Source organism: Pseudomonas sp. TH08, from assembly GCF_016651275.1.
Lineage (GTDB): Bacteria > Pseudomonadota > Gammaproteobacteria > Pseudomonadales > Pseudomonadaceae > Aquipseudomonas.
Window position 1 is genome coordinate 515,592 of sequence record NZ_JAEKEE010000004.1, and the last position, 24,920, is coordinate 540,511.

25 protein-coding genes and 1 tRNA gene are annotated in these 24,920 nt (G+C 59.8%); 7 read left to right on the forward strand and 19 right to left on the reverse strand.

All coding sequences use genetic code 11. The features are described from left to right. The first annotated feature begins 258 nt into the window (after window positions 1-258). Together ccoN and JFT91_RS19400 are read left to right on the forward strand one after the other, a co-directional pair. Window positions 259-1,686, forward strand: coding sequence for a cytochrome-c oxidase, cbb3-type subunit I (ccoN, locus tag JFT91_RS19395; protein WP_201233530.1), 1,428 nt, complete (start codon window positions 259-261; stop codon window positions 1,684-1,686). 15 nt (window positions 1,687-1,701) lie between these two features. Beyond that, a complete protein-coding gene (locus JFT91_RS19400) occupies window positions 1,702-1,923 on the forward strand; it encodes a cbb3-type cytochrome c oxidase subunit 3 (RefSeq protein WP_201233531.1) in 222 nt (73 codons plus the stop codon). Between the two features lie 102 nt (window positions 1,924-2,025). Here JFT91_RS19400 and JFT91_RS19405 read toward each other — a convergent pair whose 3' ends face one another. Continuing rightward, on the reverse strand, window positions 2,026-2,517 hold the full coding sequence (locus JFT91_RS19405) for a hypothetical protein (protein WP_201233532.1): 492 nt from the start codon (window positions 2,515-2,517) through the stop codon (window positions 2,026-2,028). Window positions 2,518-2,709: 192 nt separating this feature from the next. Between JFT91_RS19405 and JFT91_RS19410 the strand changes: the two genes are divergently transcribed. Further along, window positions 2,710-3,402 (forward strand): aspartate/glutamate racemase family protein, encoded by a 693-nt coding sequence (locus JFT91_RS19410; RefSeq protein WP_201233533.1) that lies wholly within the window; start codon window positions 2,710-2,712, stop codon window positions 3,400-3,402. A gap of 1 nt (window position 3,403) precedes the next feature. On the opposite strand, the gene JFT91_RS19415 is transcribed toward JFT91_RS19410, so the two are convergent. The 14 genes from JFT91_RS19415 to JFT91_RS19480 form a co-directional block, all read right to left on the reverse strand. Further along, a complete protein-coding gene (locus tag JFT91_RS19415; protein ID WP_201204132.1) occupies window positions 3,404-3,922 on the reverse strand; it encodes a GNAT family N-acetyltransferase in 519 nt (172 codons plus the stop codon). A gap of 177 nt (window positions 3,923-4,099) precedes the next feature. Continuing rightward, window positions 4,100-5,080: a LysR family transcriptional regulator gene (locus JFT91_RS19420; RefSeq protein ID WP_201233534.1), complete on the reverse strand. Its 981-nt coding sequence runs from the start codon at window positions 5,078-5,080 to the stop codon at window positions 4,100-4,102. Between the two features lie 149 nt (window positions 5,081-5,229). After that, window positions 5,230-6,171, reverse strand: coding sequence for a peptidylprolyl isomerase (locus tag JFT91_RS19425; RefSeq protein ID WP_201233535.1), 942 nt, complete (start codon window positions 6,169-6,171; stop codon window positions 5,230-5,232). Further along, on the reverse strand, window positions 6,168-6,641 hold the full coding sequence (locus JFT91_RS19430) for a YbjN domain-containing protein (RefSeq protein WP_201233536.1): 474 nt from the start codon (window positions 6,639-6,641) through the stop codon (window positions 6,168-6,170). The genes JFT91_RS19425 and JFT91_RS19430 overlap by 4 nt, the downstream gene beginning before the upstream one ends. Before the next feature lie 17 nt (window positions 6,642-6,658). Further along, entirely contained in the window at window positions 6,659-7,288 is a 630-nt protein-coding gene (locus JFT91_RS19435) for a DNA repair protein (protein ID WP_201233537.1), read from the reverse strand. Window positions 7,289-7,305: 17 nt separating this feature from the next. Continuing rightward, on the reverse strand, window positions 7,306-9,006 hold the full coding sequence (locus tag JFT91_RS19440) for a putative porin (RefSeq protein WP_201233538.1): 1,701 nt from the start codon (window positions 9,004-9,006) through the stop codon (window positions 7,306-7,308). A 39-nt stretch (window positions 9,007-9,045) separates the two neighbouring features. Then, window positions 9,046-9,750 (reverse strand): energy transducer TonB family protein, encoded by a 705-nt coding sequence (locus tag JFT91_RS19445; protein WP_201233539.1) that lies wholly within the window; start codon window positions 9,748-9,750, stop codon window positions 9,046-9,048. A gap of 3 nt (window positions 9,751-9,753) precedes the next feature. Beyond that, window positions 9,754-10,179, reverse strand: coding sequence for an ExbD/TolR family protein (locus JFT91_RS19450; RefSeq protein ID WP_003224462.1), 426 nt, complete (start codon window positions 10,177-10,179; stop codon window positions 9,754-9,756). A gap of 11 nt (window positions 10,180-10,190) precedes the next feature. Beyond that, the gene (locus tag JFT91_RS19455) at window positions 10,191-11,990 is read right to left on the reverse strand and encodes a DUF2341 domain-containing protein (protein ID WP_201204141.1); all 1,800 of its coding nucleotides are present in this window, start codon (window positions 11,988-11,990) and stop codon (window positions 10,191-10,193) included. A 14-nt stretch (window positions 11,991-12,004) separates the two neighbouring features. After that, complete coding sequence (locus JFT91_RS19460; RefSeq protein ID WP_201204142.1) at window positions 12,005-13,603, reverse strand: ShlB/FhaC/HecB family hemolysin secretion/activation protein; 1,599 nt, start codon at window positions 13,601-13,603, stop codon at window positions 12,005-12,007. 59 nt (window positions 13,604-13,662) lie between these two features. Further along, a complete protein-coding gene (locus JFT91_RS19465) occupies window positions 13,663-14,274 on the reverse strand; it encodes a transposase (protein ID WP_201204143.1) in 612 nt (203 codons plus the stop codon). A gap of 273 nt (window positions 14,275-14,547) precedes the next feature. Further along, window positions 14,548-15,756 (reverse strand): DSD1 family PLP-dependent enzyme, encoded by a 1,209-nt coding sequence (locus tag JFT91_RS19470; RefSeq protein WP_201234020.1) that lies wholly within the window; start codon window positions 15,754-15,756, stop codon window positions 14,548-14,550. A gap of 74 nt (window positions 15,757-15,830) precedes the next feature. Next, window positions 15,831-17,159 (reverse strand): D-arabinono-1,4-lactone oxidase, encoded by a 1,329-nt coding sequence (locus tag JFT91_RS19475; protein ID WP_201234021.1) that lies wholly within the window; start codon window positions 17,157-17,159, stop codon window positions 15,831-15,833. A 76-nt stretch (window positions 17,160-17,235) separates the two neighbouring features. Next, window positions 17,236-17,598: a c-type cytochrome gene (locus JFT91_RS19480; protein WP_201233540.1), complete on the reverse strand. Its 363-nt coding sequence runs from the start codon at window positions 17,596-17,598 to the stop codon at window positions 17,236-17,238. 280 nt (window positions 17,599-17,878) lie between these two features. Here JFT91_RS19480 and JFT91_RS19485 point away from each other — a divergent pair, with 280 nt between their 5' ends. Both JFT91_RS19485 and JFT91_RS19490 read left to right on the forward strand, forming a co-directional pair. Next, window positions 17,879-19,504 carry an NADP-dependent glyceraldehyde-3-phosphate dehydrogenase gene (locus JFT91_RS19485; protein WP_201226108.1) on the forward strand — a complete coding sequence of 542 codons (1,626 nt, stop codon included), beginning with the start codon at window positions 17,879-17,881 and terminating at the stop codon, window positions 19,502-19,504. Window positions 19,505-19,553: 49 nt separating this feature from the next. Further along, window positions 19,554-20,591, forward strand: coding sequence for an FUSC family protein (locus JFT91_RS19490; RefSeq protein WP_201226109.1), 1,038 nt, complete (start codon window positions 19,554-19,556; stop codon window positions 20,589-20,591). A 3-nt stretch (window positions 20,592-20,594) separates the two neighbouring features. Here JFT91_RS19490 and JFT91_RS19495 read toward each other — a convergent pair whose 3' ends face one another. Then, complete coding sequence (locus JFT91_RS19495) at window positions 20,595-21,488, reverse strand: DMT family transporter (protein WP_201233541.1); 894 nt, start codon at window positions 21,486-21,488, stop codon at window positions 20,595-20,597. A gap of 138 nt (window positions 21,489-21,626) precedes the next feature. On the opposite strand from JFT91_RS19495, the gene JFT91_RS19500 reads away from it, so the two are divergent. After that, the gene (locus JFT91_RS19500; protein ID WP_201204153.1) at window positions 21,627-22,064 is read left to right on the forward strand and encodes an Lrp/AsnC family transcriptional regulator; all 438 of its coding nucleotides are present in this window, start codon (window positions 21,627-21,629) and stop codon (window positions 22,062-22,064) included. A gap of 119 nt (window positions 22,065-22,183) precedes the next feature. Here the strand turns inward: JFT91_RS19500 and JFT91_RS19505 are convergent, their stop codons facing one another. From JFT91_RS19505 to JFT91_RS19510, 3 genes are all read right to left on the reverse strand, one after another. Further along, complete coding sequence (locus tag JFT91_RS19505; RefSeq protein ID WP_242489318.1) at window positions 22,184-23,293, reverse strand: hypothetical protein; 1,110 nt, start codon at window positions 23,291-23,293, stop codon at window positions 22,184-22,186. Window positions 23,294-23,318: 25 nt separating this feature from the next. Next, entirely contained in the window at window positions 23,319-23,534 is a 216-nt protein-coding gene (locus tag JFT91_RS29705) for a hypothetical protein (protein WP_242489319.1), read from the reverse strand. A 417-nt stretch (window positions 23,535-23,951) separates the two neighbouring features. After that, window positions 23,952-24,623 (reverse strand): Bax inhibitor-1/YccA family protein, encoded by a 672-nt coding sequence (locus tag JFT91_RS19510; RefSeq protein ID WP_008081508.1) that lies wholly within the window; start codon window positions 24,621-24,623, stop codon window positions 23,952-23,954. Between the two features lie 122 nt (window positions 24,624-24,745). Between JFT91_RS19510 and JFT91_RS19515 the strand changes: the two genes are divergently transcribed. Next, window positions 24,746-24,833 (forward strand) — tRNA-Ser (locus JFT91_RS19515). The last annotated feature ends 87 nt before the right edge of the window (window positions 24,834-24,920 follow it).

Genomic DNA, 24,920 nt, shown 5'->3' on the forward strand with positions numbered 1-24,920 from the left:
AGACACACCGCGTTCGCGAGCAAGCTCTGCTCCTACAGATTTGCATGCACTATGCCCATGCAGCGCAGTTCGTTACAGATTCACCTGAAACGATAAAAACCGTATCAGGGCGCGGCAGAACGCCGCAGGCAGCACTTCAATCTGATCCGCACAAATGAATAATTCCTGAGCCTGTTTTGTTTCTGGCGGTGTTCCTACAGTGCAGTCCATGCCAGACCGGGTGGCCTGGCAAGACTTGCAACCGTGGATGAACTGACCATGAGTACAGCAACAATCGGACAGGCTTATAACTACAAGGTCGTCCGCCAATTCGTCATTGCGACTATTTTCTGGGGCGTCGTGGGTATGGCGATGGGTGTCTTTATCGCCTCGCAACTGGTATGGCCGGAAATGAATCTGGACCTGCCGTGGACCACCTTCGGACGCCTGCGGCCATTGCACACCAGCCTGGTGATTTTCGGTTTCGCCGGCAGCGCACAATTCGCTGCCAGCTACTACGCGGTGCAGCGCACCTGCCAGGTCCGGCTGTATTCGGACAAACTGGCCGCGTTCACGTTTTGGGGCTGGCAATCGGTGATCGTGATCATGCTGATCACTCTGCCGATGGGCTACACCACCACCAAGGAATACGCCGAGATCGAATTCTCCGGCGCGGTGTGGATGGCCGTGGTCTGGGTGGCGTACGCCGTGGTGTTCTTCACTACCGTGGTGCAGCGCAAGACCAAACACATCTACGTCGGCAACTGGTTTTTCGGCGCGTTCATCCTGGTGATCGCCATGCTCCACGTGGTCAATCACTTGTCGATCCCGGTCGACTGGTTCAAATCGTATCCGGTGTATTCGGGCGCCACCGACGCCATGGTGCAGTGGTGGTACGGGCACAACGCGGTGGGGTTCTTCCTGACCACCGGGTTCCTCGGGATGATGTATTACTTCGTGCCGAAACAGGTCAATCGCCCGGTGTATTCGTACCGGCTGTCGATCGTGCACTTCTGGGCGCTGATCACCCTGTACATCTGGGCCGGCCCGCACCATTTGCACTACACCGCGCTGCCGGACTGGGCGCAGTCGCTGGGCATGGCGATGTCACTGATTCTGCTGGCACCGAGCTGGGGCGGAATGATCAACGGCATGATGACCTTGTCCGGGGCCTGGCATAAGTTACGCACCGACCCGATCCTGCGTTTCCTCGTGCTGTCGCTGGCGTTCTACGGCATGTCGACGTTTGAAGGCCCGATGATGGCGATCAAGACCGTCAACGCCCTCTCCCACTACACCGACTGGACCATCGGCCACGTTCACGCCGGCGCACTCGGCTGGGTGGCAATGATTACCTTCGGCGCGACCTATCACATGGTGCCGAAAGTCTTTGGACGCGAGCAGATGTTCAGCACGCCGCTGATCAACCTGCACTTTTGGCTGGCGACTATCGGCACCGTGCTTTATATCGCTTCGATGTGGGTCAACGGCATCACTCAGGGCCTGATGTGGCGGGCGATCAACGAGGACGGCACGCTGACCTATTCTTTCGTCGAGGCGCTGCAAGCGAGTCATCCGGGGTTCATCGTGCGCTTTGCCGGCGGGGTGTTCTTCCTCAGCGGGATGCTGTTGATGGCCTACAACGTGTGGCGCACCGTGCGCGTTGCGGACGTGGCACTGGCCAGCCGTGAAGCGCAGATCGCCTGAGGCAGGGAGCCGCAGATGATGGAAGTTTTCTTGAATATATTGGGAGTGGTGTTTCTGTGGCTGGCGGTGGAGTACTGCTTGCGCCATCAGACCGCAGAAAGCCTTGATGACGCCAGCATGGTGCCGTTTGCCGATGATCCGGAGGTGGCGCGGCGGGTTGAACTGGCGACCGGTAAAACCGTAACCGCGGTGGCGCAGGAAGTCGCCAAACCGGGGTGGGGCAATCTGGATATGTAGCGACAACTCATCTGTGTAGGAGCTGCCGCAGGCTGCGATCTTTTGATTTTGAGTCTGAAAACAAGATCAAGAGATCGCAGCCTGCGGCAGCTCCTACAGGGATCAGGTGCGGTCGCGGGGGATCAGGCTTTGTAGTTGCTGGGCGAGAAAATCCGCATCGAACACAAACGTATCGGGATCTTTCAGGCCATTGGTCTTGCGCCACTGCCACTCGCCGTCCGGCAACCCCACCAGCGAAATACTGCCGTAGCGCGCCGCCGTCAGGCCCATCACCGCCAGTGAAATCTGGCCAGCATTGCCCATCACATCGGGCACGAACTCCACCGGTTTGCCGGCGATCACGATGCTCAGCTTTTCAGTCTTGAAGGTCGAAGTCTCCACCGGGGTACTCGGGCCGAAAGCTACATACGCTTCGCGACTCACTTCCAGCAGATGCGGCGCCTGAACTGGTTCCAGCCATTGCTGGATATGGCTGAACAGTTCGGTGATGCGTGTTGCCCACGCCTGTGACTGGGTTTCGAACAATTGCTTCTTGTGCGCTTCACTCTCGGCATAGTGACGAAGCATTTCGCCCAGCTGTTGTACGTCGTTCATCGGTACGTTCCTCGGTGAGCCTGCGTTCCCCGATAGTGACAGATCGAAGCGCCGACGTACGTTAAACCTCAGAAACCGACACCGGGACACTTTGCAAAAGGATCAACGGTACAGTTTGCCTGGCACTGGCATGCGCTCGTGAACAAATGGACACTCTGCCGAAGACCAACCTTAATAACCAAGGGAAATCCAATGCGCACCATCGGCCTGATCGGCGGCATGAGCTGGGAGTCCAGCGCCGAATACTATCGCCTCATCAATCAACAGGTTCGTGATCGTCTCGGCCCGTTGCGATCGGCGCAACTGCTGATGTACAGCGTCGATTTCGGCCCGGTCGAACAGGCCCAGCATGCCGGTCGCTGGGACAATGCTGCAGCGATTCTGGTGGATGCGGCGCGCAGGCTTGAGGCCGGCGGTGCCGAATGCGTGGTGCTGTGTACCAATACCATGCACAAGGTGGCGGAGCAGATTCAGGCGGCAATCACTATTCCATTCCTGCACATTGCCGAGCCGGCGGCGCAGGCAGCGTTGGCGATTGATGCGCGTACGGTCGGGCTGCTCGGTACGGCGTTCACCATGGAGCAGGACTTTCTCAAGGAGCGTCTGATTGCTCAGGGTCTGACGGTTCTGGTGCCAGACGAAGCGGAACGCAAGGATGTCCATCGGATCATCTACGACGAGCTGTGTGTCGGGGTGATCAGCGAGGCATCGCGCAAGATTTACCAACAGATAATCGAGTCGCTGACGGCGCGTGGTGCCCAGGCCATCATCCTCGGCTGCACCGAAATCGGCCTGCTGATCAAACCCGAACACAGTGCCCTGCCCCTGCTCGACACCACCGAACTGCATGCACAGTCGGCAGTGGCGTTCGCGCTGAACGACTGAGTCAGGTGTTTGGGCGGTTGCGCAGACGGGCCATACTCAGGGCGTCGACCCATTGCCCGTCGCGCACGGCGTAATCGCGGAACAGGCCCTCGGTCTCGAAACCGAACTTGCGGTAGAGACCGATGGCCGCCTCGTTATCGGCGTACACCGACAGCTCGACACGGTGCAGATTCATCCAGTTGTCGGCGACGTCCAGCGCCGCTGCCAGCAATGCCGAACCCACACCCTTGCCCTGCCACGCCACCGCAACGGCCATGCCGATGCTGCCGGCGTGGCTGCGGCGAATCCGCGAAAAGTTTTCCAGGCCCAGATTGCCGATCACCCCACCCTGATGCAGCGCCACCAGCTGCAACACGCGCTCGTTGTCTGGCATCAGTCGCTTGCGCCAGATCTCGGTGGATTGAAACGGCATTTGTAGCACTTGCCGGGTTACAGCCGGATCGTTGTAGAGCGCAGTGATGCCCTCGACGTGAGATTCGTTGAAACGCTCGATATGAATGGCGGGGTTGTGCTCGGGCATGGCGGATCTGTCCGTGATCGATGTGTGGCCGACCACTCTAAACCGCTCTATCAAATACATACAAACTGTAGGAGCTGCCGAAGGCTGCGATCTTTTGATCTTGTATTTTAAAAATCAAAATCAACATCAAAAGATCGCAGCCTTCGGCAGCTCCTACAGGGGAATGGGGCATTGGGGTCAATGCTGAAACCATTCCTGGCGTTCGTTGAAGGTGTGGTGGATCAGTTCCACCAGCGCCTGCACTTCGGCCAGCGTTTGCGACTCGGCATTCACCGCCAGCCACGCCTGCAACTGCATCGACTCCTCGAACAATCCCGGCAATGCCACCAACCCACGGTCATAGCGGCTCATGTACATGGGCAGCAGGCCGATGCAGGCGCTGCAACGGATCATCTCCAGCATCAGCTCGTAGGACTGCATTTGCACCACCCCGGCCAAGCGTTGTTCGACGAGGTTGTTCCACGGGCGGAAGCTGTCGATCTGACGATCGTGCTGCCATTGCACCAACATGAAATCGGCGAGGTCGTCGGGGCTCTCCGGGCGCGCAGTGACGCGCGAATAGCGTTTGGCGATGTGCGGAAGGTAATCCAGTCGCGCAAGACGCTGCGGTTCGCTGGTGGCGAAGGTCGGGCCGGGGTGCGCAGAGTCGCCGTGGGCGAGCCAGAGGACAATGTCGGCGCTGACCGCACGCAGGGACAACTCGCTGTCGAGAGCGATGATCTCCAGGCGCACGCTGGCGTTGCGCCGCAGCAACGCGATCAGGTCACGACCGAGAATGTCATGCAGGATCGATTCGGCGACGGCCAGACGTATCAGCGGCTGCTCGACCACCGGCAGTTTGCGCTCGTTGGCCAGGGCGACCAGTTTTGCCTGGAGTTGCTGACCTTCGCGGGTCAGGCTCAGCGCACTGCCCTGAAAGCTGAACAAGGTATGTTTCAGCTCCTGCTCCAGTTGCGCCAATTGCTTGCGCAACAAGGTCGAACGCACATTGAGACTGCGCGCTGCCTGCATGAAACAGCCGCAACGGGCACTGACCAGAAAGTATTGCGCAACATCGCTGTCGATCGTCGCGGCGTGCGCCAGCCACGGTTCGCTGTTGTTATGTGGCCAACGAAAGTCGGCGCTGCCATGTCGTCCTGCGGGTTCGGTGAATGACATCGATGACTCCCTGTCGATCTTTGTATTTATGAATTCCACACATCCCATGTGGGAGCGAGCCTGCTCGCGAAAGCGGTGGGTCAGTTGACAATGACTAACCTGACCCACCGCTATCGCGAGCAGGCTCACTCCTTCAGGGGCAATGTGTGTCAGTTGCCCAGGACTTTGTTGAGTTCGGCGCCGTCGATGCTCAGCGTTGCGGTGTTGAGCATGCCGTCCAGATACGCCTGGGCAATCTGTTCCTGCCGCTGGGCACGCATGGCCTGAGTCAATTGATCGCGCAATTCATCCAGCGTCGCCGTGCGCGCTGGTTGCTGCTCGGTGAGTTTGATCACATGGAACCCGGCGGCGCTTTGCACAGGGTCAGACACGGCGCCGACCTTCAGCCGAGCCACCGCACCGCGCACTTCCGGCACCAGTTGCTGCAACGGTTGCAGGCCGCTATCGCCGCCCTTTTCAGCGGTCAGGCGATCCTGCGAATACTGGGTCGCCAATACGGCAAACTCCCCCGGCGCCGCCTGCGCTTTTTTGCTCAGCTCGGTCGCTTGTTTGCGCACAGCTTCCAGACTCTGCGCATCCGGCACCGCCAGGAAAATCTGGCTGACCCGATACAGCGGCGGCGTCATCCAGTTAGCTTTGCCGGCGTCATACGCCTGCTGCAACTCGGCCGCACTCGGATAGTTGGCGGGCACCTGGCTGACCGACTGCAAATAATCGCGAAAGACAATCTGCTCGGTCGCCGCACGGGTCTGACGCAGGACTTCCGGGCGCTGTGCCCAACCTTGCGCGTCGGCCTGCTCCAGCACCGCTTTCTCCGCCAGTCGCGCACGAATCCAGCGCTCCAGTGCGTCACGATTGCCGCGCAGTTGCTCACGGGTTTGCTCCGGCACTGTCGCCAGCAATGTCTGCAACTCCGCAGGCGTTACCTGCTGATTACCCAAACGCGCGACCGCCGGCCCCGTAGCAACCGCCGCCAGCGGCGACGATTGCTGGGCGGCGACCGGGTCATTGCCCGGTCGCACGGCCAACGCCACGGCCACCACCAACAGCGCTACAGCGGCAGCGCTGATCACCATGGCAGGCTTTTTCACAGCGCGACTTCCTCTTGCTCGGTCACGGCGACTTTAGCCGTCTGTGCCACCGCGCCGTTCTGGGCGAAGTCGCGCAGATAGACGATGAATTCCTGCAACAGGCGATCCCACAATTCGAGGTTGCCGCGCAGGTGATCGTTGCTGACCCCAGCCGCAACCACCACGTCCATTTCCATCACCAGAAACTCGCCCTGCAATGACAGACGCGCGAAACGCCGCGAAGCATTCCATCGCTCGGCGACACCTTCGGGCAACTCGCCCTGCACCCGCAGCGCGCAGCTGAAGGTGAAATCAACGTAACTGCCCCGCTCCACTGCCGGGTTGCCGAAACGCACGGCATAACCGATGCCCTGGCTGGCACTGAGCAACTGCACGATGCCGTTCTGCTCGGTCTGATTGACGCGATAACCGGCCGCTTGCAGGACTTCGGTCAGGGATTGCGGGGAAACGTGGCTGATCAATTGAGTCATGACTTCTTCCTTGTTCATCAGTGTGCGAGCGCCGCTTGTGGCGCATCGAATTGGGTCTTGTAGAGGTCGTCGCCAAAACCCTGGGCCAGTTCATCGAACTTGACCCGAGCGCTGCCCGCGAAGGGCTGGCGGATCTTCATCACCTCGGCCACATCGATGTTTTCGTAGGCGGTGAGGATCTGCTTGGCGACGCCGTACATCTGCTGATTCTTGACTGAACATTGCTGCACTTGTGTGTCACGTTCAGTCAATTGCGCTTGAAGCTTAGACCGTTCTGCCTCTTTGGCACGGGCCATGACCAATAGCTCGTCGTAGGCCTTTTTGAACTTGCCGGTCTGCTCGGTGCTGGCCGCGACTTGCGCCTGGGCCTGGCTGTGCAGGCTTTGCTGCTGCCCGGCCAGTTGCTCGGCAACGCCCTTTGCTTTGGCCAGTTCGGCGGTCAATTGCTTGATTTGCGCCTGCGCAGCCTTGGCCTCGTTCTGCGCCGCCAACTGCGCCGCGCTGGCCTGCGCCTGCTGACTTTGCAAGGCCTGCAACTGTTGAGTAGTGCTGCGCAACTGGGTGCGCAAGCGCTCTTCCATGCCTTCGGCACTTGCCCCGGTGGCGATCAGCAAGCCAAGTCCCAGCCATAACACACGCGTTTTCATAACCCTCTCCCGGCGCTTTAGAAGCGCGTGTTGATCTCAAGCTGCAAGACGTCGATGTCGAACGGCGCGCCGTACACCGCTTCGGTGCTCAACCAGCGACCCGTCGCATAAACGTTCTTTGCCAGACCGTAGTTGCCGCCGATGAAATAGCCTTTGGCGTTGGTGCCGCCGAGGTGGAATGAGGAATCGTTGAAGCCGTCCGGCAAGGCATCCGGCTGGATGTATTTGTAGCCGGCGAACATGTTCCAGTCGCCCTGTTTCTTCAGCTCCAGCGCGCTGCCGAGGGTGAACTGCACCATCCACGCATTGGCGCCGCTTTCGATCTGGCCATTGCTGTCGAGGTTGTTGACGATCTGCCCGGCGGAACGCTTGCGCATGTCGCCTTCGTCGTAGCTGAGGTTGTGGATGTAGTTACCCTGGCTGCGCAGCTTGAAGTCTTGCGGCAGGTCGGCATCCCAAACCACGTTGAGGTCGAGCAAGTTGAACTCGGACGCGAGGCCGACAAACTGCGGTTGTGGCGTTGTGCTCGGGTTAAGCGGGTTCGGCGTGATGTCACGCAACAGGAACACGCTGTTGCCCTTCTGCATGAACGCCGCACGGCTGCCATCGCTGTCGCAGCCCGGCGCGCCGGCCCACGGTTCGCAAGGGCTGGAGCGTTCGCCCTGGATGTCGTCGAAACGGTAGTAAGCCAACGCGCCTTTCAAGCGGTTGTTGCTGTTGATCGCCCACTTGGCGCCGACCTGCGCGCCGTACAGCCATTTGTTGTCGCTCTCTTCCTTGTCGAAACCGTTGCTGCTGGTGGTGTCGTTGGTGTAGTCCACCGGGAACGCGCCGACGGTGCCGAACACACCCCAATCGCGGTTGAGTTTGTGGTCGAAAATCGCCGCCACGCCGTCGAAATTCAAGTCGTTGGAATACAGCATGTCGGTGGACATGAACGGGTTGGCGAAACGGCCACCGGTCAGCGTCAGTTCATCCGTCGGCTTCCAGTTCAGGTAACCCTGATCGAGCCAGATGTCCTTCTTGGCGAAACCACCGCCTAGGCTTTGCGTGGTCGACACCGGGTTGTTGTCGGAACCGGTGCCGATGCGGATGCCAGCGGTCCATTCCGGCGAGATCACTGCTTTCATGCCCAGCCGTGCGCGAATGCGGAACTGGTTGGTGCGGTCTTCGCGGGTATTGAGCAGCGGCGGCAGGCTGGTGCTGCTGTTCGGATTGACGTCGTAGGGGCCATTGTTGTTGAGCTTGGCGAAGTCGACGATTTCGTTGCTGTTGTTATCCGAGTAGTAGCGCGATTCGTCACGCAGGCGAATGTCGCCGTCGAAGCTGATGCGCGAGGCCCAGTCCGGGAAAGTGTTCGGCGCTGCCCAGTTTTCCTGTTTGGCAGTGGCCATGACTTCAGCTTTGACCTGATCGCGGATCTGGTCACGCACAGCGGCCGGCACGTATTGCACACGCACATCGCCCGGTGCCGCAACAGGTCCGGCGGCCACTACGGCGCTGGACGCGGCAGCCTGCTTGGCCTGCGCCGCTTCGTTCTGCGCCTGAGCGATCAGGGCGTCGGCCTTGTCCTGTTTCAAAATGCCCTGCTCGACCAGCAAGCGGATCAGATTGATCGTGGCGTTCTCCGAGGGCGCAGGCGCTGCCACGGCCTGACCGACCAGGGTCGCAATGACCATGCCGACCGCCAGGGACAATCGATTCACGTTGGAAATCATCTGCACACAACTCCTTTTCATACAGCTCTATGAATTCGGTTAACCCGGACGCCGCCCTTGCAGGGACAGGCGCACAGGCAAAGTGATGGAGGCCGGAGGCCGTTCGCTCAGGGCCGGCGCACCGCGCAGCGCGGCCAGCACTTGCGTATCAATTTCGGGATTGCCGCTGGACTTGATCAGCTCGACCCGAGTGATCTCGCCGACGCCGCTCAGCCAGACATCGGTCTGCAGCGAAAACGCGAGGTTGCGCAGGTCAGGGTTCTCGCGCAGCAGCCGCTGAAAGGTGAACGCGAGGAACTGGCTGTAAGTCCCGGTGCCCAGTCGCCCGCCCCCGGCGCCGGCCATGCCGCCGCCCTTGCCCGCGCCGATGTTGAAAGCGTCGTTGCCGGACTGCGCATCGCCGTCCATTTGCATAGGATTGGCCAGGTCGTCCGCCGGCGATGGCGGCGCCTCTTCCTCAGGCTTGACCTCTTCGGGCTCCGGCGTTGGCTCGGGCTCGACGACTTTTTCTTCCACCGGGGTTTCCGGCTCCGGCGGTTTCTCCGGCGGCGGTGGTGGCGGTGGCGGCAACGGAATGATTGTCGGCACCTTCGGCGCTTCGCGGCGGATGCCACTCATGTCGTTGGCCCACTGCCACAGGAACCACGCGGCGAGCGCGCCGATGATCAGCCCGGCGCCCCACTTCGCGTACCGCAGCACAGGCTTCTGCACGGGCAGCGGCTCAATCGGGAGTTGTGCGGTCATGACTCAGCCCTGCGTCGGTTTGCCGGTCACCAGACCGACCTGAGACAGTTCGAGCCGGCGCAACAGATCCAGCACTTCAATGACTTTCTGGTATTGCACCGTCGCGTCGCCGCGCACGATCACCGGGAAATCCGGGCTCTGCGCCTTCTCGATGCGCAGGCGTTCTTCCAGCTCGGCCAGCGTCACCGGGTAGGCATCGAGGAACACCTGACCGCCGTCGTTGACCGAGATCGCCTTGGTCTTGGCCTCGGACAGCGACACCGAAGCGCTCGCCTTGGGCAAATTGATCTGAATCCCCGAGACCTGGGCGGTGGCAGTGAGGATGAACATCACCAGCACCACCATCAGCACGTCGACCAACGGAGTGATGTTGATGCTGTCTACCGCGGCATCTTCGTCATCGTCGTGGGAGGCATTTACGGACGCCATGTCAGTGCTCCTCAGGCCGGTACGGAATGGTTGGCGTGATGGCCGCGCGGGTGCGACGCCTCACTGAACTGGCTCTCGCCGTGCATCTCCGCCAGACGCGTGATGAACTCATCGACGAACACGCGCATGTCAGCGCTGACTTCCTTGTTGCGGGTGATCAGGCGGTTGTAGCCAAACAGCGCCGGGATCGCGACGAACAAGCCCATGGCGGTGGCGAGCAAGGCGGCGGCCATGCCCGGGGCAATCGCATTGATGTTGACGTCGCCGGCCATCGCCGTGCCGAGGAACACCACCATGATCCCCATCACCGTGCCCAGCAGGCCGATGTACGGGCCACCGGCGATGGCGTTGGACAGGGTCGAGAGTTTTGAGCTGAGTGCCTGATTTTCGCGAGTGCGCACGCCGTCCATCGAGCAGCGGATCGCTTCGATGGTGGCCGCTGAAACCGACGAGGTATCGGCGCCCTGTTCACGGCGAGTGCGGATCTCTTTCACCGCCACCAGATAGAGGCGCCACAGCGGCGAATGCTGCAAACGCTGGGCGAGTTGCGCGTCGTCGGCGAACATCTCCAGACGCGTGCCGACCTTGGCGAACTGCACGCGGAAGTCTTCGTTGGCCTTGCTGACGCGGCCTAGGGTGCGGTTCTTGCGCAGCATGATGATCCACGACTGGAACATCATCAGCACCAGCACGGCAATGATCACCCAAGCGTCGATGGGTACGGCGTTGAGCAGGAAGCCGAGGCTGCCGAAACCGAAACCGGATTGTTCTTCATCGACGCCGTAAGCAACCAGTTTCGATTCGGCGCCTTGCGAAGTGGCATCGGCCAGCAACAGCGGCGCCGGACGGGCGACTTTCGACAGGCGCAGCTCGTCGATGGCACCTACGAACGGTTGATAAGGGCTTTCGTGCAGGTCAGCACCGATGGCCATGACCGAATTGAACGCCGGCATGGCTTGCGCCAGTGTCGCGCCTTCGCGACCGTTGATGTACAGGGTGACTTTTGAGCCTTCGGCGGTCAGCGCGACGTGCTGCCATTGGCCGGGATTCAGCGGTTGCGTGGCGATGGCGCGCTGGCCGTCAATTTCCACGAATGGCACGCCCTGATTGACACCGATCAGCAAGCTGTTGGCACCTTCACGGCGCGCCAGAATCAGTTGCTCGCCATTGGCCTGATCCAGCCGCAGCCAGGCGCTGAAGGTGAACGCACTGCCAGCGTTGTGCTGAAGCGATGGACTGGCCGGCAGCAGCAACGGCTGGTTGCTGAACTGCAAGGCTCGCCCGACAACGCCGTCAATCGCCGCACCGGTCGCACTTTGCGCGGTGTTGCCGTAGGCAGTGGTGTCTTTGGCGGGAGTGCCGGTGGCGCCGTCGAAATGATAGAGCGCGGTGTAATTCGGGTCGAAGGTCAACTGACCGTTGCCGGTCGCCGGGGCCTTTTGGTTGCCGTAGTACATCCAGATGTCCTGGCGCTGACCGCCCTCGACATTCGGCACATCGACCCAGATCAGCGCCATGCCCATCAGCGCGTCGAAGCTTTCGATCTGGTGGTTGAGCACGGTCTTGTCATCGGCGGCGACGAAGCGCAGATCCGAGCCGTCCTCTTTCACGCCATCGAAGGTGAAATTGCCGGTGTGCAGGCGCACCAGCAGCGCGGTGCGGCCCAATGGCTGATTGATCGCCGCGCCCTGCGGCGTGGTGTCGACGGCGATCTGTTTGCGGTAATGCCAGTCGTCCTGCCACCAGGCCTGAGCCGTGGCCGGGAGCACGAAGCCCAGGCAGATCAACAACGAAAGGAAGAGGCGCTGCATGAACGTGCTCCTTGTCAGAAAGTGGCTTGAAGGTTGAAGTGCAGGCGCGATTCCTGTTTCGAGGTGTTCGGCCCTTCGAGTAGCGGGTAGCCCCAGTCGAGGCTGCCGGACAGCCATTTGCTCAGGCTGGCGCGGGTGCCGAGGCCGACACTGGCCAAGGCGTAATCGGCGTCCTGATCCGGCAGCTCATCGCGTAGATAAAGCTGTGCGCCTTCGGCAAAGGCATAGAAACGCCAGTCCTGCATCCAGGTGCCGGCGTACTTGGCCAGCGATGGCGTGCGAATTTCCTGACTGAGCAGCACACCGTCGTCAGCGGTGCGCTCGGCAGCCAGATAGCCGCGCACCGAAGTGGCGCCGCCGGCAGAGAACTGTTCGTTGGAAACCAGTGGCCCGGACGCTAACTGGAACGCAGCTTTGCTCGCGCTCTGCCAGTCGCTGTCGAATGTCCAGGTGTAATTGCCGTCGCCCTTGAGCACGGCGAAGCTCGGTTTGGCGCGGTAGCGTTTGTAGTCGAAGTCTTCGTCGGAACTGCCGTAACCAAAGAGGCTGCGGGTAGCCGCGACCAGGCTCAGGCCGAGGCCGAGCTGGCTCTTTTCGGTATAGCGATAGCCGTTGTAGGCGAAGGTGAAGGGCGCGTACTTGAGCGGCACCTGATCGCTTTCGCCGGACAGGGTCAGGCGTTCGTCGAAGTCTTTGAAGTCGACGCCGGCCGACAGCGAGTTCGACCAGTTGCCGCTGGAGGGCAACGTGTAGATCGCTGATACGCCGTAAGAATGACCTTTGCCGAGCACGTTGCTGCCACCGATGGTGGCGACGTTGCTGTCGGACTGGTAACCGGAGACCTGCACGCTCCAGCGCTCGCTCAGCGGCGCGGTGTAGGAACCCGACCAGACCTTGGCGTTGTCGGTGTCCTGCGGCGCGGTGAAGAACGTCAGGTTGACGCTGTGGCCGAGTTGCCAGAGGTTGTTGTAACCGAGGCTGGTGACTGCGCGCAGCTTTTCGGTGTCGGCGCTGTAGTCGTTGTTGAGGCCGACGCTGGCCGTCCATGGGTTCTGATCTTCAACCTGCAAATCGACGTCCATGGTGCCTGGGCGCTGACCTTCACGCACCAACGGCATGACCTGACGGCCCGGGGTTTTGTTGAGCTGCGCCAGTTCGCCCTGAACCTTGGCGAAGTCTGGTACCTCGCCTTCCTTCAGCGCCGGGACGTTGTCGCGGATGTCCAGCGGTGAGTAATGCTTGGCGCCGACCACACGCACCCGGCCAACCTTGGTTTCGCTGACTTGCATGTAGACGATGCCGTCGGCCACCGCTTGCTCCGGCAGCTCGACAAACACCGACTGATAGCCGCGTTCCTGATAGGCCTTCTGCAACGCATCACGTGCGCCTTCGATGTCGTTCATGCCTTTTTGCGGGCCGAGAAACGGGTACACCGCCTCTTCAATCGCCCGTGCATCAAGCACGGTATTGCCGCGCACGAAGTATTCGTTGACGTCGACCAAACGTTGCGACGCCGCTGTTTGCGCAGCCTCTTCGGCCAATGCCGGCTGCGCGCCTGCCGTCACCAGCAGCCAGCCGCACAGCGCCAGCCGTGACTTGAAAATCGGTTCCACACTACCCCCTGAATTCGCGATGACCTGTTGGCGTTTCAACGCCCGGCGTGTTGCCGCTGTTAATTGCTGACGTGCGGGGCGCAGGCGTGCTTGCCCAGCCAGGTGTGCAACAGCGCGAAGTTCAAGGAGAACTCGGGCATTTGCAGCAAGGCACCGCAGAACACTTCGCCGATGATTTTCTGGATGAGCAGCACCGCACGCGGGTTATTGAGCAGCGTGGCGATGTCGCGACTGAGGATGTTGAAGCTCCAGACTTTCTGATTCAGACCGAGGCCGACGAACCAGCGGAACAGCAGGTTGTAATTGAGCTGTTCATAAAGCTGCTGTTCGCTGGGCACCGAATAGAGCAGTTGCAGGAGCAGGATGTGCATGACCGTTTGCGCGGGGATGAGCATGCCGGGCTCGGCATTGAGGTCGTGCAACAGGTCGCGATGGGCGTCGAGCAAATCGTCGATCTGCGGGCGCAGCAGCACCAGCGAATGACCGGGCGGAATGTAGCTGGAGACCTCTTTCAAGGCGCCCTGCCAGTCATCCTGCGAGACAATCCAGACCCACGGCGCGCCGTAGCGATACACCGAAACCGGCTTCTTGCGCGCGGCTTCGACGATCTTCGACAAGCGTTGATCGAGTTCCTGCATGCCCACTTTCGAGTAGCGTTCCATAGTCCCCATTGCCTCACTCCCGGCGTCCCGCCTCGGCTTGTGAAAAGCGCCCCGTTGGGCCCCTCAAGCGCGTTACATAGGCATGACCGGACTGGCGATGTGCTACCGAACTTTTGTCATAAAAGCTTCATTACAGAATTGATCGGGATTTAACAGACAACACAAAACCCTGTGGGAGCGAGCCTGCTCGCGAATGCGGTGTGTCAGTCAAGTAGAAGGTAACTGACAGGACGCTTTCGCGAGCAGGCTCGCTCCCACAGGGGGATTCGTGGGGACTTTGGATCAGGTGTAGACAGGCCAGGTGTCGACGATCTTGCCGTTGCGCACGGCCAGCAGATCGCCGAATTGCAGGAGCACCGCTTCGGTCTGGGTCGGGCGCAGGAAGACCTGGTCTTCTATGGTCAGGCCGACGGTGCTGGAACCGTTGACCATTTCCTGATTCGAACTGCGGCCGTAGACACTGTTGCTTTGTAATCCGGACGGCGATTCGAACTCGGCCATCCAGTTGCCGCCATAGATGAAAAAGGTCTGGCGCTGATTTTGATCCCACCACGAAAAAAGCTTCGACTTGTCATCCAGTGCCGGGATGTTCACCGCCCCCGTGCTTTTCAATACCGGCGTGGCGATATAGGCCGCCGGCACATGGTCGACCAGCGACGGCAAATCATAGTGAGTCGGCTTGAGCATCGCCGTGCCCACCGACACTTCCGTGCTCAGCTTTTCGTTTTCATGCATGCGATAACTCGGGCTACCGGCGGTGTTCAGGCACAAGCCGTCGTGCCACAACTGCGGAAACTGCTGGCGGGTGAAATCAACGCAGCGCTGATAGATCGCCATGACCTTGGCAAACAGCTCTTCCGGCGATCCGAGAATCCCCGGCACGCCCATGCCCACGAACGGGTCATAACCCATGAACCCGGCGAACTGCAGATGCTGCGGGTTGGCGTTGATCAGCGTAAGCATCTGCCCCAACACATTCACATCACTGACACCGCCGCGATGCAGACCAACGTCCAGTTCGATGTTGATCCGCATCCGCGTGCCCAAACCCTGCGCCAGCGCGAGGTATTGCTGCAAACGTTCGGGGCCGTCGAGCAACCATTGCAGTTGCTTTGCCGGATCAAACGAGCCTTTGTGGGCTTGATAGAACAGCTCTGCCGAACGCACCGGCAGTGGCTTGCCGAGCAAGATGTCGGACTGTGGAAACGTCACGGCATCGTGATTGAGAAACGGCTGATGGAACGACATCAGTTTTTGCGTCCCTGCGCGTTGGGCGATGTAGCTCAATAACCCCGGCGACGGCAGCGACTTTTCTACCAATCGCAGTTGCTTGCCTGCGCGTCTTACCGATTGCATCACCACATCAATGTTGTGATCCAGACGATCCAGATCAATCAACAGCACCGGTCGCATCGGCCCTTTGTCCTTCAGCTCTTTATTCAGCGCACGGAAATATTCGCTGTACGGCGCGCCCCGATCCCCCGGCCGCAGCCACGCGCCAACGCCCACCAGTAACGCGCCGACCCCCAGTGTGCCGAGGAGGAAGTTACGTCGATTGACAGCCATCAGCTCACCCCCAGAATTGATGAAAGATGCGCGTTGAGAAATCGGCCATCTGGATCGAGCGCTTGACGCACCTCAACAAATTCGCGCCAGCGCGGATACAGCGGTTGCAGGTTCTTCGCGTTGAGCGTGTGCAACTTGCCCCAATGCGGCCGCCCGTTGTACTTCCAGAAAATCGGCTCCACAGCCGCGAAGAAGTTGTGATGGTCCATCTGGTAATGCTGGTGTACCGAGATCGAACAACTGTCGCGGCCCTCGAACATGCTCAGCGGGATGTCATCGGCCTTGACGTAGCGGTACTCGATGGGAAACCAGGTGCGTAGATCCTTGTCCTGAATCAGCTTGAGAATTTCACGCAGACACGCCGGACCGTGCTCCGCAGGCACCGAGTATTCCATCTCGTTGAAACGCACCGTGCGCACATTGGCGTAGATGTCGAACGAGTCGCCCACACGGTCATCGAAACTCGCCAGATGGCGCAGGCTGTTGAGCATCGTCCGGCGCAGGTCGGGGAAGTCGCTGGCGTACTTGTCGATCTTTTCGATCAAAGTGACGAACTCGTTGCCGCCCTCCTCTTCAGGCGGAATCGGCGGCGTGGCCGGATCGTCGGTTTCGTTGAGCGCAATGGACAACGCATAGTCGGAATGAGTGACGACGAGCATTTCCCAGTGCTGGTTTTCACGGGTGTTCTTGTCGAGGTCTTCCAGCAGCTCTTCGGTTTTGGCAATCCATTGGCGTTCGCGCAAGCGGTAGGCCGGGCGGTTTTGCAGGCGGATTTTTGTCGCTACACCGAGGGCGCCAAGGGATACGCGGGCAGCGTTGAACACCTCGGGATGGCGCTGGCTATCGCAGTCGAGCACATCGCCGCTGGCGGTCACCAATTGCATGCCACAGACGTGAGCGGAATAAGACTGAAAGTTTTTCCCGGTGCCGTGGGTCGAGGTCGAAATCGCCCCGGCAAGGGTCTGGTAATCGATATCAGCCATGTTTTGCAGGGCCTGGCCGATGTCTTTCAGTGGAGCACCCATGCGCGACATCGGCGTGCCGGCGGCGAATTCGGCTTGCAGGGTTTTCGCATCGTGATCGAGCAGACCGTTGAAGTAACTCAGCGAGAGCAACGTGCCGTCGGTGGGCACCAACGCGCTGAAGGAATGCGCCGAGCCGACCGGACGGATCTTGCCTTGCGCCTGCCTGATGACGGTCGTCAGCTCATCGAGATTCTTCGGCGCCAGTCGCGCCGCCGGCAGGCAACTTTGCCCGCCCGACCAGTTGCGCCACGGAATCAAGCGTGGCGCGCGCAGTAATTGGCCCAACGCCGGGTTGCTCGCCAAGGCACTGAACGCGCCGACGATGCTTGCCCGCTGCAACAACTGACGCCGTGTCAGATCCATGGTCATGCCGGGCACCTTATTGTGGGAGGGGCTGGTCGGCCATGAAGCCGATCAGTTGCAGGAATTGTTCTTCGCTGCATTCAACGCACTGGCCCATCGGCGGCATGCCGTTGTAGCCGTTGATGGCGTGATCGAGCAGCGTGTCAGTGCCCTGCTGGATGCGCGGTGCCCAGGCTTTGCGGTCGCCAGTGAGCGGCGCGTTGGCGGCGGGATTAGCGTGGCAGAGCTGACAGCTGTTGGCGTAGATCTGCGCCAGGGCCGGGTCTTTGGGCACGGCGTTGTTGGCGATGCTGGAACTGGTCGTCGGTTTGGCGTCATCGCCACAGCCGGCCAGTGCGATGGCCAGAGTCAGCAATGCGATGCATCGGATTGAACGCATGACGTTCCTCGCGTGGGATGCCGCTTATTGTTGTAATCACACCTTAAGACAGCGGCAGACAACGGTTGAGGGCATTGCGGGACAACGAGGGGGGCAAACGGGGCCAGCCAATGTTTCGGGCGAGCCCCCTGTAGGGATTTCGGTTCGGCCAGCCGCCCTCTGCTCTGCGCCTTTGCGTGACATTCGAGTGACATTTGCGGGTTTAAATTTCGGCGCATTCAGGCGTATAACCTGTACAGACTTTTCAATTGCACGCCGACTTCAAATACGGGGTAGCGACATGACCACAGCAAACATCCTTGGCAACCTCTTCCCTTCTGTCAGCGACATCCCGGAAAAATACCGCCTCGACGGTCAGGTCGAGCAACGCGAATACCTCGTCGATGGCGAGTTACGCCGCTGGGACGGCCCGCTCGCCACGGTGCGCAGCCCGGTTTATCTGAAGGGTGACCATGGCGACGAACAAGTGATCCTCGGCAGCACGCCGCTGCTCGATGCCGACACCGCCCTCACCGCTCTCGACGCCGCCGTGCGTGCCTACGATCGCGGCCAGGGCCTGTGGCCGACCATGCGCGTAGCCGAGCGCATCCAGCACGTCGAAGCCTTCCTCGGCCGCATGCGCCAGCAACGCGACGCCGTAGTCAAACTGCTGATGTGGGAAATCGGCAAGAATCTGAAGGACTCGGAAAAAGAGTTCGATCGCACCTGCGACTACATCGTCGACACCATCAATGCCCTGAAAGAACTCGACCGTCGCTCCAGCCGTTTCGAGCTGGAACAGGACACCCTTGGCCAAATCCGCCGTGTTCCGCTCGGCGTCGCCCTGTGCATGGGCCCTTACAACTACCCGTTGAACGAGACTTTCACCACGCTGATCCCCGCGCTGATCATGGGCAACACCGTGGTGTTCAAACCGGCCAAGCTCGGCGTTCTGCTGATCCGTCCGTTGCTCGAAGCGTTCCGCGACAGTTTCCCGACCGGTGTGATCAACGTGATCTACGGCAGCGGCCGCGAAACCGTCAGTGCCTTGATGGCCAGCGGCAAGATCGACATCTTCGCCTTCATCGGCACCAACAAAGCCGCCAGTGACCTGAAGAAGCTGCACCCGAAACCGCACCGTTTGCGCGCCGCACTGGGCCTGGATGCGAAAAACCCCGGCATCGTTTTGCCGGAGGTCGATCTCGACAACGCCGTCAGCGAAGCGGTCACCGGCTCGCTGTCATTCAACGGTCAGCGCTGCACGGCGCTGAAAATCCTCTTTGTGCATGAAGACGTCGTCGACAGCTTCATCGAGAAATTCAACGCCAAACTGGCCACACTCAAACCGGGTATGCCGTGGGACAGCGGTGTGTCACTGACGCCATTGCCCGAGTCGGGCAAGGTCGATTACCTGCATGGCCTGGTCGCGGACGCGCGCAGCAAGGGCGCCGAAGTGGTCAACCCGAATGGCGGCGAATCCCGCGAATCGTTCTTCTACCCTGCCGTGCTCTACCCGGTGAACCCGCAGATGCGCGTTTATCAGGAAGAACAGTTCGGCCCGGTGGTGCCGATCGTGCCGTACCGCCATCTCGACACGGTGATCGATTACGTTCTGGAATCGGATTTCGGCCAGCAGTTGAGCATCTTCGGCACTAACCCGGTAGCGGTCGGGCGTTTGGTCGATACGTTCGCCAACCAGGTTGGCCGGATCAATCTGAACGCCCAGTGTCAGCGCGGGCCGGATACTTATCCGTTCAATGGCCGCAAGAATTCCGCCGAGGGCACGTTGTCGGTACACGATGCGTTGCGGGTGTTTTCGATCCGCACGCTGGTGGCGACCAAGTTCCAGGACAGCAATAAGGATTTGATCAGCGAGATCATTCGCGGCCGCGATTCGAGCTTCCTGACCACTGATTACATCTTCTGACGAGGGCCTCGCACTGAGTACTTACAGCTCCCACCGACTGCCACCGCTATTGCGCCGTGTTCTACGTCCATTGCTGGACCCGTATCGGCGCTACCGACACGCACGGCTGATTCACGCCGTGCGCGTGGCATTGGGTTTGCTGGCGACAATCCTGCTGACCACCGGCATCAACCTGCCCCACGGCGAGTGGGCTTCGGTGACCATGCTGGTGGTAATCGGCGGCTTGCAGCACCACGGCAACATCGGCAAGAAAGCCGCTGAGCGCGCCACCGGTACGTTGATTGGCGCAGGCGTCGGCTTGTTGTTGGTAGCACAGCAGGCGTGGCTCGGCATGCCGTGGCTGACCTACTTTGCGATGGCGGTGGTCTGCGGATTTTTCTCCTATCACGCCATCGGCAAGGGGGGTTACACCGCCCTGCTCTCGGCGATCACCGTATTCATTGTCGCCGGGCATGGCGACAACCCGATCACCGACGGCTTGTGGCGCGGCGTCGACATCCTCATCGGCATCGCCCTGGCCCTGGCGTTCTCTTTCGCTTTGCCGCTGTACGCGGTGTACTCGTGGCGCTACAACCTCGCCGATGCCTTGCGTGATTGCGCCACGGTATACGGGCGAATCATCAGCGGCCAGCCGGTCAGCGCCGATGAGCACCTGAAACTGATGAGCCGTTTGGGCGCAGTCATGGTGCAACTGCGCTCACTGATGCCGTCGGTGTCCAAGGAAGTGAAGATTTCCATGACCGAACTCGATGCGATCCAGCGCAACCTGCGCATGTGCATCAGCACGCTGGAGATCCTCGGCAACACCCGCCCGGACGCCAATGATCCGCACGCCATGGCTCATCTGCAATCGGCGTTAAAGGCCGAACATCGGCAGATCCGTGTGCAATTGATCGGTATGGCGCGGGCATTGAAGACCGGTGCCGCCCAACGCCTCGACCGGCCACTGGAACTGCCCGACGCCAGCCTTGACGAGCCGGTCTACAGCCCGCTCGATGGCTACCGATTGCTGACCCGGCAACTGGCGGCCAACGTCGGCGAAATGCGCCAGCGCCTGGCGAAAACGGCGCCACGCTGGAACATCTGAGAGCTACCGCGCGAGCAGACGCCGTGCCTTGAAGCCCCAGCCCTGTTGCATGCCGGCAGCAGCCAGCAAAATTGCCGCCACACCCAGCCATTGCAGGGTTTCCAGGCGATGACCGAAGGCGAACCAGTCAACGAAGATCGCCGCAATCGGATAGATAAACGACAGTGCGCCGGTCAATGCGGTCGGCAGTTTCTGGATCGCGCCGTATAGCAGCACGTACATCAGGCCAGTGTGGACGATGCCCAGCGTCACCAGGCTGGCCCAGGCACTCGGCGCTTGTGGCAGTGCGGAAAAATGCGCGAACGGTGCGAGCAGCAACACCCCGGTGCACACCTGAATCAGCGCAATCAGGTGGGGTGGCGTACCGGTCAGGCGCTTGATGATCAACGCGGCAATCGCGTACAGCAGTGCCGCGCCCAGCGCCAGGCCAATGCCCATCAGATAGTCGTTACCGCTCTCGCCTTGCGTGCCGTGGGCGCTGACGATGGCGAGCATCCCGGCAAACGAAACGCCCAGCCAGAACAGCTTGTGTACGGTGATTTTTTCGCCCAGAAACAGCGCTGCCAGTCCCACCAGCATGAACGGCTGTACGTTGTACACCGCGGTGCCGATAGCAATCGAGGCCCGCGAGTACGAGGCGAACAGCAGTAACCAGTTGCCGACAATCGCCACAGCGCTGAGCACGGCCAGCAGCAACGTTGTGCGGGTGAGAATTCCCGGTCGCAGAAAGCCGAATGCCGCGCAAATCAGCAACAAGGTGCCGGCACCGAATACACAGCGCCAGAACACCACATCCAGCACTGGTTGCCCGGACACCAGCACGAACCAGCCGATCGTCCCGGATATGAGCATGGCGGCGGTCATTTCAACTGTGCCGCTACGGAGTGTTTTGTCCATTATTGATCTCCTGTGGTCGTGGCAAAAGTATGCCGATCCCGCCGTTCAACTCTCCAGCACTAAAAGCAGGCTAAACTCGATATTTGCCTTTTTTATCGCGGGTAATTTTGCTTGATTGCCTAATACTGGAGTTTGTTCATGACCGACGATATTGATCAGATCCTCATCAACGCATTGATGGAGGATTCGCGGCGCTCGCTGAAAGCACTGGCGCAGCTCAGTGGATTGTCTTCGCCGAGCGTGGCCGAACGTCTACGGCGACTGGAGGAGCGTGGCGTGCTCAAGGGCTACACGGTCGAAATTGATCCAAAATGCTTTGGTTATCAGTTGCAGGCCATCGTGCGAGTGCGGCCACTGCCGGGACAACTGCAAGAAGTGGAACGGCAGATTCAGTCCATTCCCGAGTTCACCGAGTGCGACAAAGTCACCGGCGAGGACTGCTTCATCGCCCGTTTGCATGTACGTTCGATGGAGCAACTGGACACCCTGCTCGACCGCCTTAATACAATGGCTGAAACCAATACAGCGATCGTCAAGAAGACCCCGGTCAAGCGTCGCTTGCCGCCGATGGCGTGAGTGCTTTTTCGTGATGTTCTGCGTGGGTTGCCGTTGTCTTACGCCATCTATAAGCAGCGGCATTTTGATCAACTGATTGAAAACCTCCGGACGCCGAGGCATCCGGAGATTATCGCGGTTTACTCGAGCAATTGTTGCAGGCTTGGGTCACGAATCACTTTTTGCTGTGGCTGCGAGGTGTCATCGCCAGCCTTGAGCATTTTCAGTTTCAGGTTCTGCACTTTCGCGCAAGCATTCTTGCCGTCAGCGTAGATCCCGCTCATGTCGCACTTCCACTCGTAGTAATTAATCAGCCCACCCGACAGTTGCAGGCTGTAGTCGGTGCTTTGTGCACTCGGTGTGAAGGCATGGCCTGCTGGAATGTTCTGGAACCAGCGCATCCATTCAGGTGATCCCGGCTTCGGCGCGTTGCTCTGAAAAGTCGGGTTCATGATCGCCAGTTGCGGCGACTCGGCGGTGGCGTGGCAGCTCAGACAGGAGCTGTTGGGATTGTCCACCGGGCCGTTGAGGCGACCGTTCCAGCCCAGATGAGTGGGTGGCAGTTCCTTGTCGGCGTTGATGGCGGTCTGTTGCAGCGCACTATTAATCTTGGTAACGGTTGGCTCCGGGTTGGTGAAGTCATTGCCGATTTCTTGCGGATCATTGCCCCACATGATCCCCACCGGTACCAGATTGTCCCAGCCGGCCTTGCCGGTTTTCTCACCGTTGTACTGGAAGGTACCGAAAATCCAGCCTGTATCGCTCATGCGCGTGTCACGCACGGCGATGTCCATCTGGATCAGCGCGACATCTTTGATCTTGCGATTGACGGAAGTAAACGTGTCGGTGATGTAGCCCTGCCACAGAACGGGGTTAACCAGAAAAGGCACGGTGTTGCGGTCGATGTCGGCGAACAGGGCTTTACACACGACAGTGCCGTTGGCAAAGCTGTTCGGTTTCGAGGTGTACTTGGGATCGGGGTTTTGCGGGTCTTTCCAGACCTCGCCGATGGTGTAGGCACCGATATCGTTGTAAATGCCCACCGCATAGGTCTGGCCGGTGGCGACCTGGGTCGGCGCCAATTGCTTGGCCTTGATCTGCGCTTCCTTGGTCAACCCATGAATACCTTCGCGGCCCAGTGGGCCATAGTGTTGCCAGGGCATGTGATACCACTGACGCACCTTGTTTTTCTGTACATCCCAGTTGTTATCGACGTTGCCTTCCAGGCAGTAATTTTTCACTTCCTCCATGTAGCCGCGCCAGGTCTCGAAATTGTTATCCGGCTTGGCCGGCAGTTTCTTGAAGAACTCCGGGCAACGGCACTTGCGGAGGTTTGGCCGGATAACTCTGGCTGAGTTGAAACAACGGGCCAGAGTATTGGCTGCTCGGGGGTTGATACCCGAAGTCGGGATAGACGCCGGCGAGGGTCGAAGCACTGAACAGCGCGGTAGTCACGGCCAGTACAGCCAGTTTTCCTTGGGGCTGGTTCATCGATGATCTCCTTGTCTTGGGACAACGCCTGTTCTGGTCCGAGACATGCCCGGCCAGCAGGGCCTCCATTATTGTTTTTACTATCAGTGTCCCGGTCCTATGACCGGGGTACGGTCACGGTTCAATCGCTTTTTGGGTGAGCTATCTCCTTTTTACTGGACGAACGAACACCATCGATCCCGGCCGAAAGGCCAGGCAGTCGACTTCAAGGGGAGGCAAACGTCAGGGGGAGACGCACGAGGGATCTTGCATACCGACTCCTGTCGATCAATTACCGTCCTTCCTTGCTTACAGGTGTAGGTCATTTCAATCAAAGCGCCAGACTTTTCCCTCTATTTTGTAAGTAAAAGGCCATCACTCGTTTTACAGGCAACAAAAAACCCGCCGAAGCGGGTTTTTTGTTGAAGCGGCTGACTATCAGTCATCGCGGCTCATGATGCCGAAGATCTGCAACAAGCTGATGAACAGGTTGTAGATCGATACATACAGGCTGATGGTCGCCATGATGTAGTTGCGCTCGCCGCCGTGGATGATGGCGCTGGTCTGGAACAGAATGCAGACCGACGAGAACAGCACGAAACCTGCGCTGATCGCCAGTTGCAGACCGCTGATCTGGAAGAAGAAGCTCGCCAGCGTTGCACCCAGCAACACGAAGAAACCAGCAGTGATGAAACCACCGAGGAAGCTCATGTCCTTGCGGGTGATCAGCACGTAAGCCGACAGACCGCCGAACACCAGCGCCGTCATCGCAAACGCCGAGCTGACCACTTCAGCGCCGCCCTGCATACCCAGGTAGCGGTTGAGGATCGGGCCAAGCAGGAAACCCATGAAACCGGTCAGCGCAAACGCGGACACCAGGCCCCACGCGGAATCACGGAGTTTGTTGGTGAGGAAGAACAGCCCGTAGAAGCCGATCAGCACCACGAAAATATTCGGGTAGCCAACACGCATCTGCTGAGCCACGAAAGCCATCACACCGCTGAATGCGAGGGTGAGAGCCAGTAAGCCGTAAGTGTTGCGCAGGACGCGGCTAACCTCTAGCTGCTCAGCCTGCACGCTGTTATTAACTGCGTAATCCTGTTCGCGCATGGCGACACTCCTGTTGGTTTGAAACGTTCAGTCGCAAAGATCATAACAGACGCTCTGTAACAAGCCATGCAGAGAGTTTGACAGTGTGTTTCATTCAGGTATTATGGCGCCCGCAACGCAACGGAGGTGTGGCCGAGTGGTTTAAGGCAACGGTCTTGAAAACCGTCGACTGTAACAGGTCCATGAGTTCGAATCCCATCGCCTCCGCCATATTTGTACCGACAAAGCCCTGATTATTCAGGGCTTTGTCGTTTCTGGGGTTTGCTCATCTGCAATCAAGGCTCCAGCGTATAACCC

What these genes read in the sequence shown, in the direction of transcription:
- JFT91_RS19420 (WP_201233534.1), bottom strand. Translation starts at nt 5,080, where the DNA reads ATGTCATTCACCGAACCCGCAGGACGACATGGCAGCGCCGACTTTCGT.
- JFT91_RS19495 (WP_201233541.1), bottom strand. Translation starts at nt 21,488, where the DNA reads ATGGACAAAACACTCCGTAGCGGCACAGTTGAAATGACCGCCGCCATG.
- JFT91_RS19510 (WP_008081508.1), bottom strand. Translation starts at nt 24,623, where the DNA reads ATGCGCGAACAGGATTACGCAGTTAATAACAGCGTGCAGGCTGAGCAG.
- JFT91_RS29705 (WP_242489319.1), bottom strand. Translation starts at nt 23,534, where the DNA reads ATGAACCAGCCCCAAGGAAAACTGGCTGTACTGGCCGTGACTACCGCG.
- JFT91_RS19430 (WP_201233536.1), bottom strand. Translation starts at nt 6,641, where the DNA reads ATGACTCAATTGATCAGCCACGTTTCCCCGCAATCCCTGACCGAAGTC.
- JFT91_RS19400 (WP_201233531.1), top strand. Translation starts at nt 1,702, where the DNA reads ATGATGGAAGTTTTCTTGAATATATTGGGAGTGGTGTTTCTGTGGCTG.
- JFT91_RS19440 (WP_201233538.1), bottom strand. Translation starts at nt 9,006, where the DNA reads ATGATTTCCAACGTGAATCGATTGTCCCTGGCGGTCGGCATGGTCATT.
- JFT91_RS19435 (WP_201233537.1), bottom strand. Translation starts at nt 7,288, where the DNA reads ATGAAAACGCGTGTGTTATGGCTGGGACTTGGCTTGCTGATCGCCACC.
- JFT91_RS19505 (WP_242489318.1), bottom strand. Translation starts at nt 23,293, where the DNA reads ATGGAGGAAGTGAAAAATTACTGCCTGGAAGGCAACGTCGATAACAAC.
- JFT91_RS19480 (WP_201233540.1), bottom strand. Translation starts at nt 17,598, where the DNA reads ATGCGTTCAATCCGATGCATCGCATTGCTGACTCTGGCCATCGCACTG.
- JFT91_RS19415 (WP_201204132.1), bottom strand. Translation starts at nt 3,922, where the DNA reads ATGCCCGAGCACAACCCCGCCATTCATATCGAGCGTTTCAACGAATCT.
- ccoN (WP_201233530.1), top strand. Translation starts at nt 259, where the DNA reads ATGAGTACAGCAACAATCGGACAGGCTTATAACTACAAGGTCGTCCGC.
- JFT91_RS19405 (WP_201233532.1), bottom strand. Translation starts at nt 2,517, where the DNA reads ATGAACGACGTACAACAGCTGGGCGAAATGCTTCGTCACTATGCCGAG.
- JFT91_RS19445 (WP_201233539.1), bottom strand. Translation starts at nt 9,750, where the DNA reads ATGACCGCACAACTCCCGATTGAGCCGCTGCCCGTGCAGAAGCCTGTG.
- JFT91_RS19485 (WP_201226108.1), top strand. Translation starts at nt 17,879, where the DNA reads ATGACCACAGCAAACATCCTTGGCAACCTCTTCCCTTCTGTCAGCGAC.
- JFT91_RS19465 (WP_201204143.1), bottom strand. Translation starts at nt 14,274, where the DNA reads ATGGGGACTATGGAACGCTACTCGAAAGTGGGCATGCAGGAACTCGAT.
- JFT91_RS19500 (WP_201204153.1), top strand. Translation starts at nt 21,627, where the DNA reads ATGACCGACGATATTGATCAGATCCTCATCAACGCATTGATGGAGGAT.
- JFT91_RS19410 (WP_201233533.1), top strand. Translation starts at nt 2,710, where the DNA reads ATGCGCACCATCGGCCTGATCGGCGGCATGAGCTGGGAGTCCAGCGCC.
- JFT91_RS19455 (WP_201204141.1), bottom strand. Translation starts at nt 11,990, where the DNA reads ATGCAGCGCCTCTTCCTTTCGTTGTTGATCTGCCTGGGCTTCGTGCTC.
- JFT91_RS19450 (WP_003224462.1), bottom strand. Translation starts at nt 10,179, where the DNA reads ATGGCGTCCGTAAATGCCTCCCACGACGATGACGAAGATGCCGCGGTA.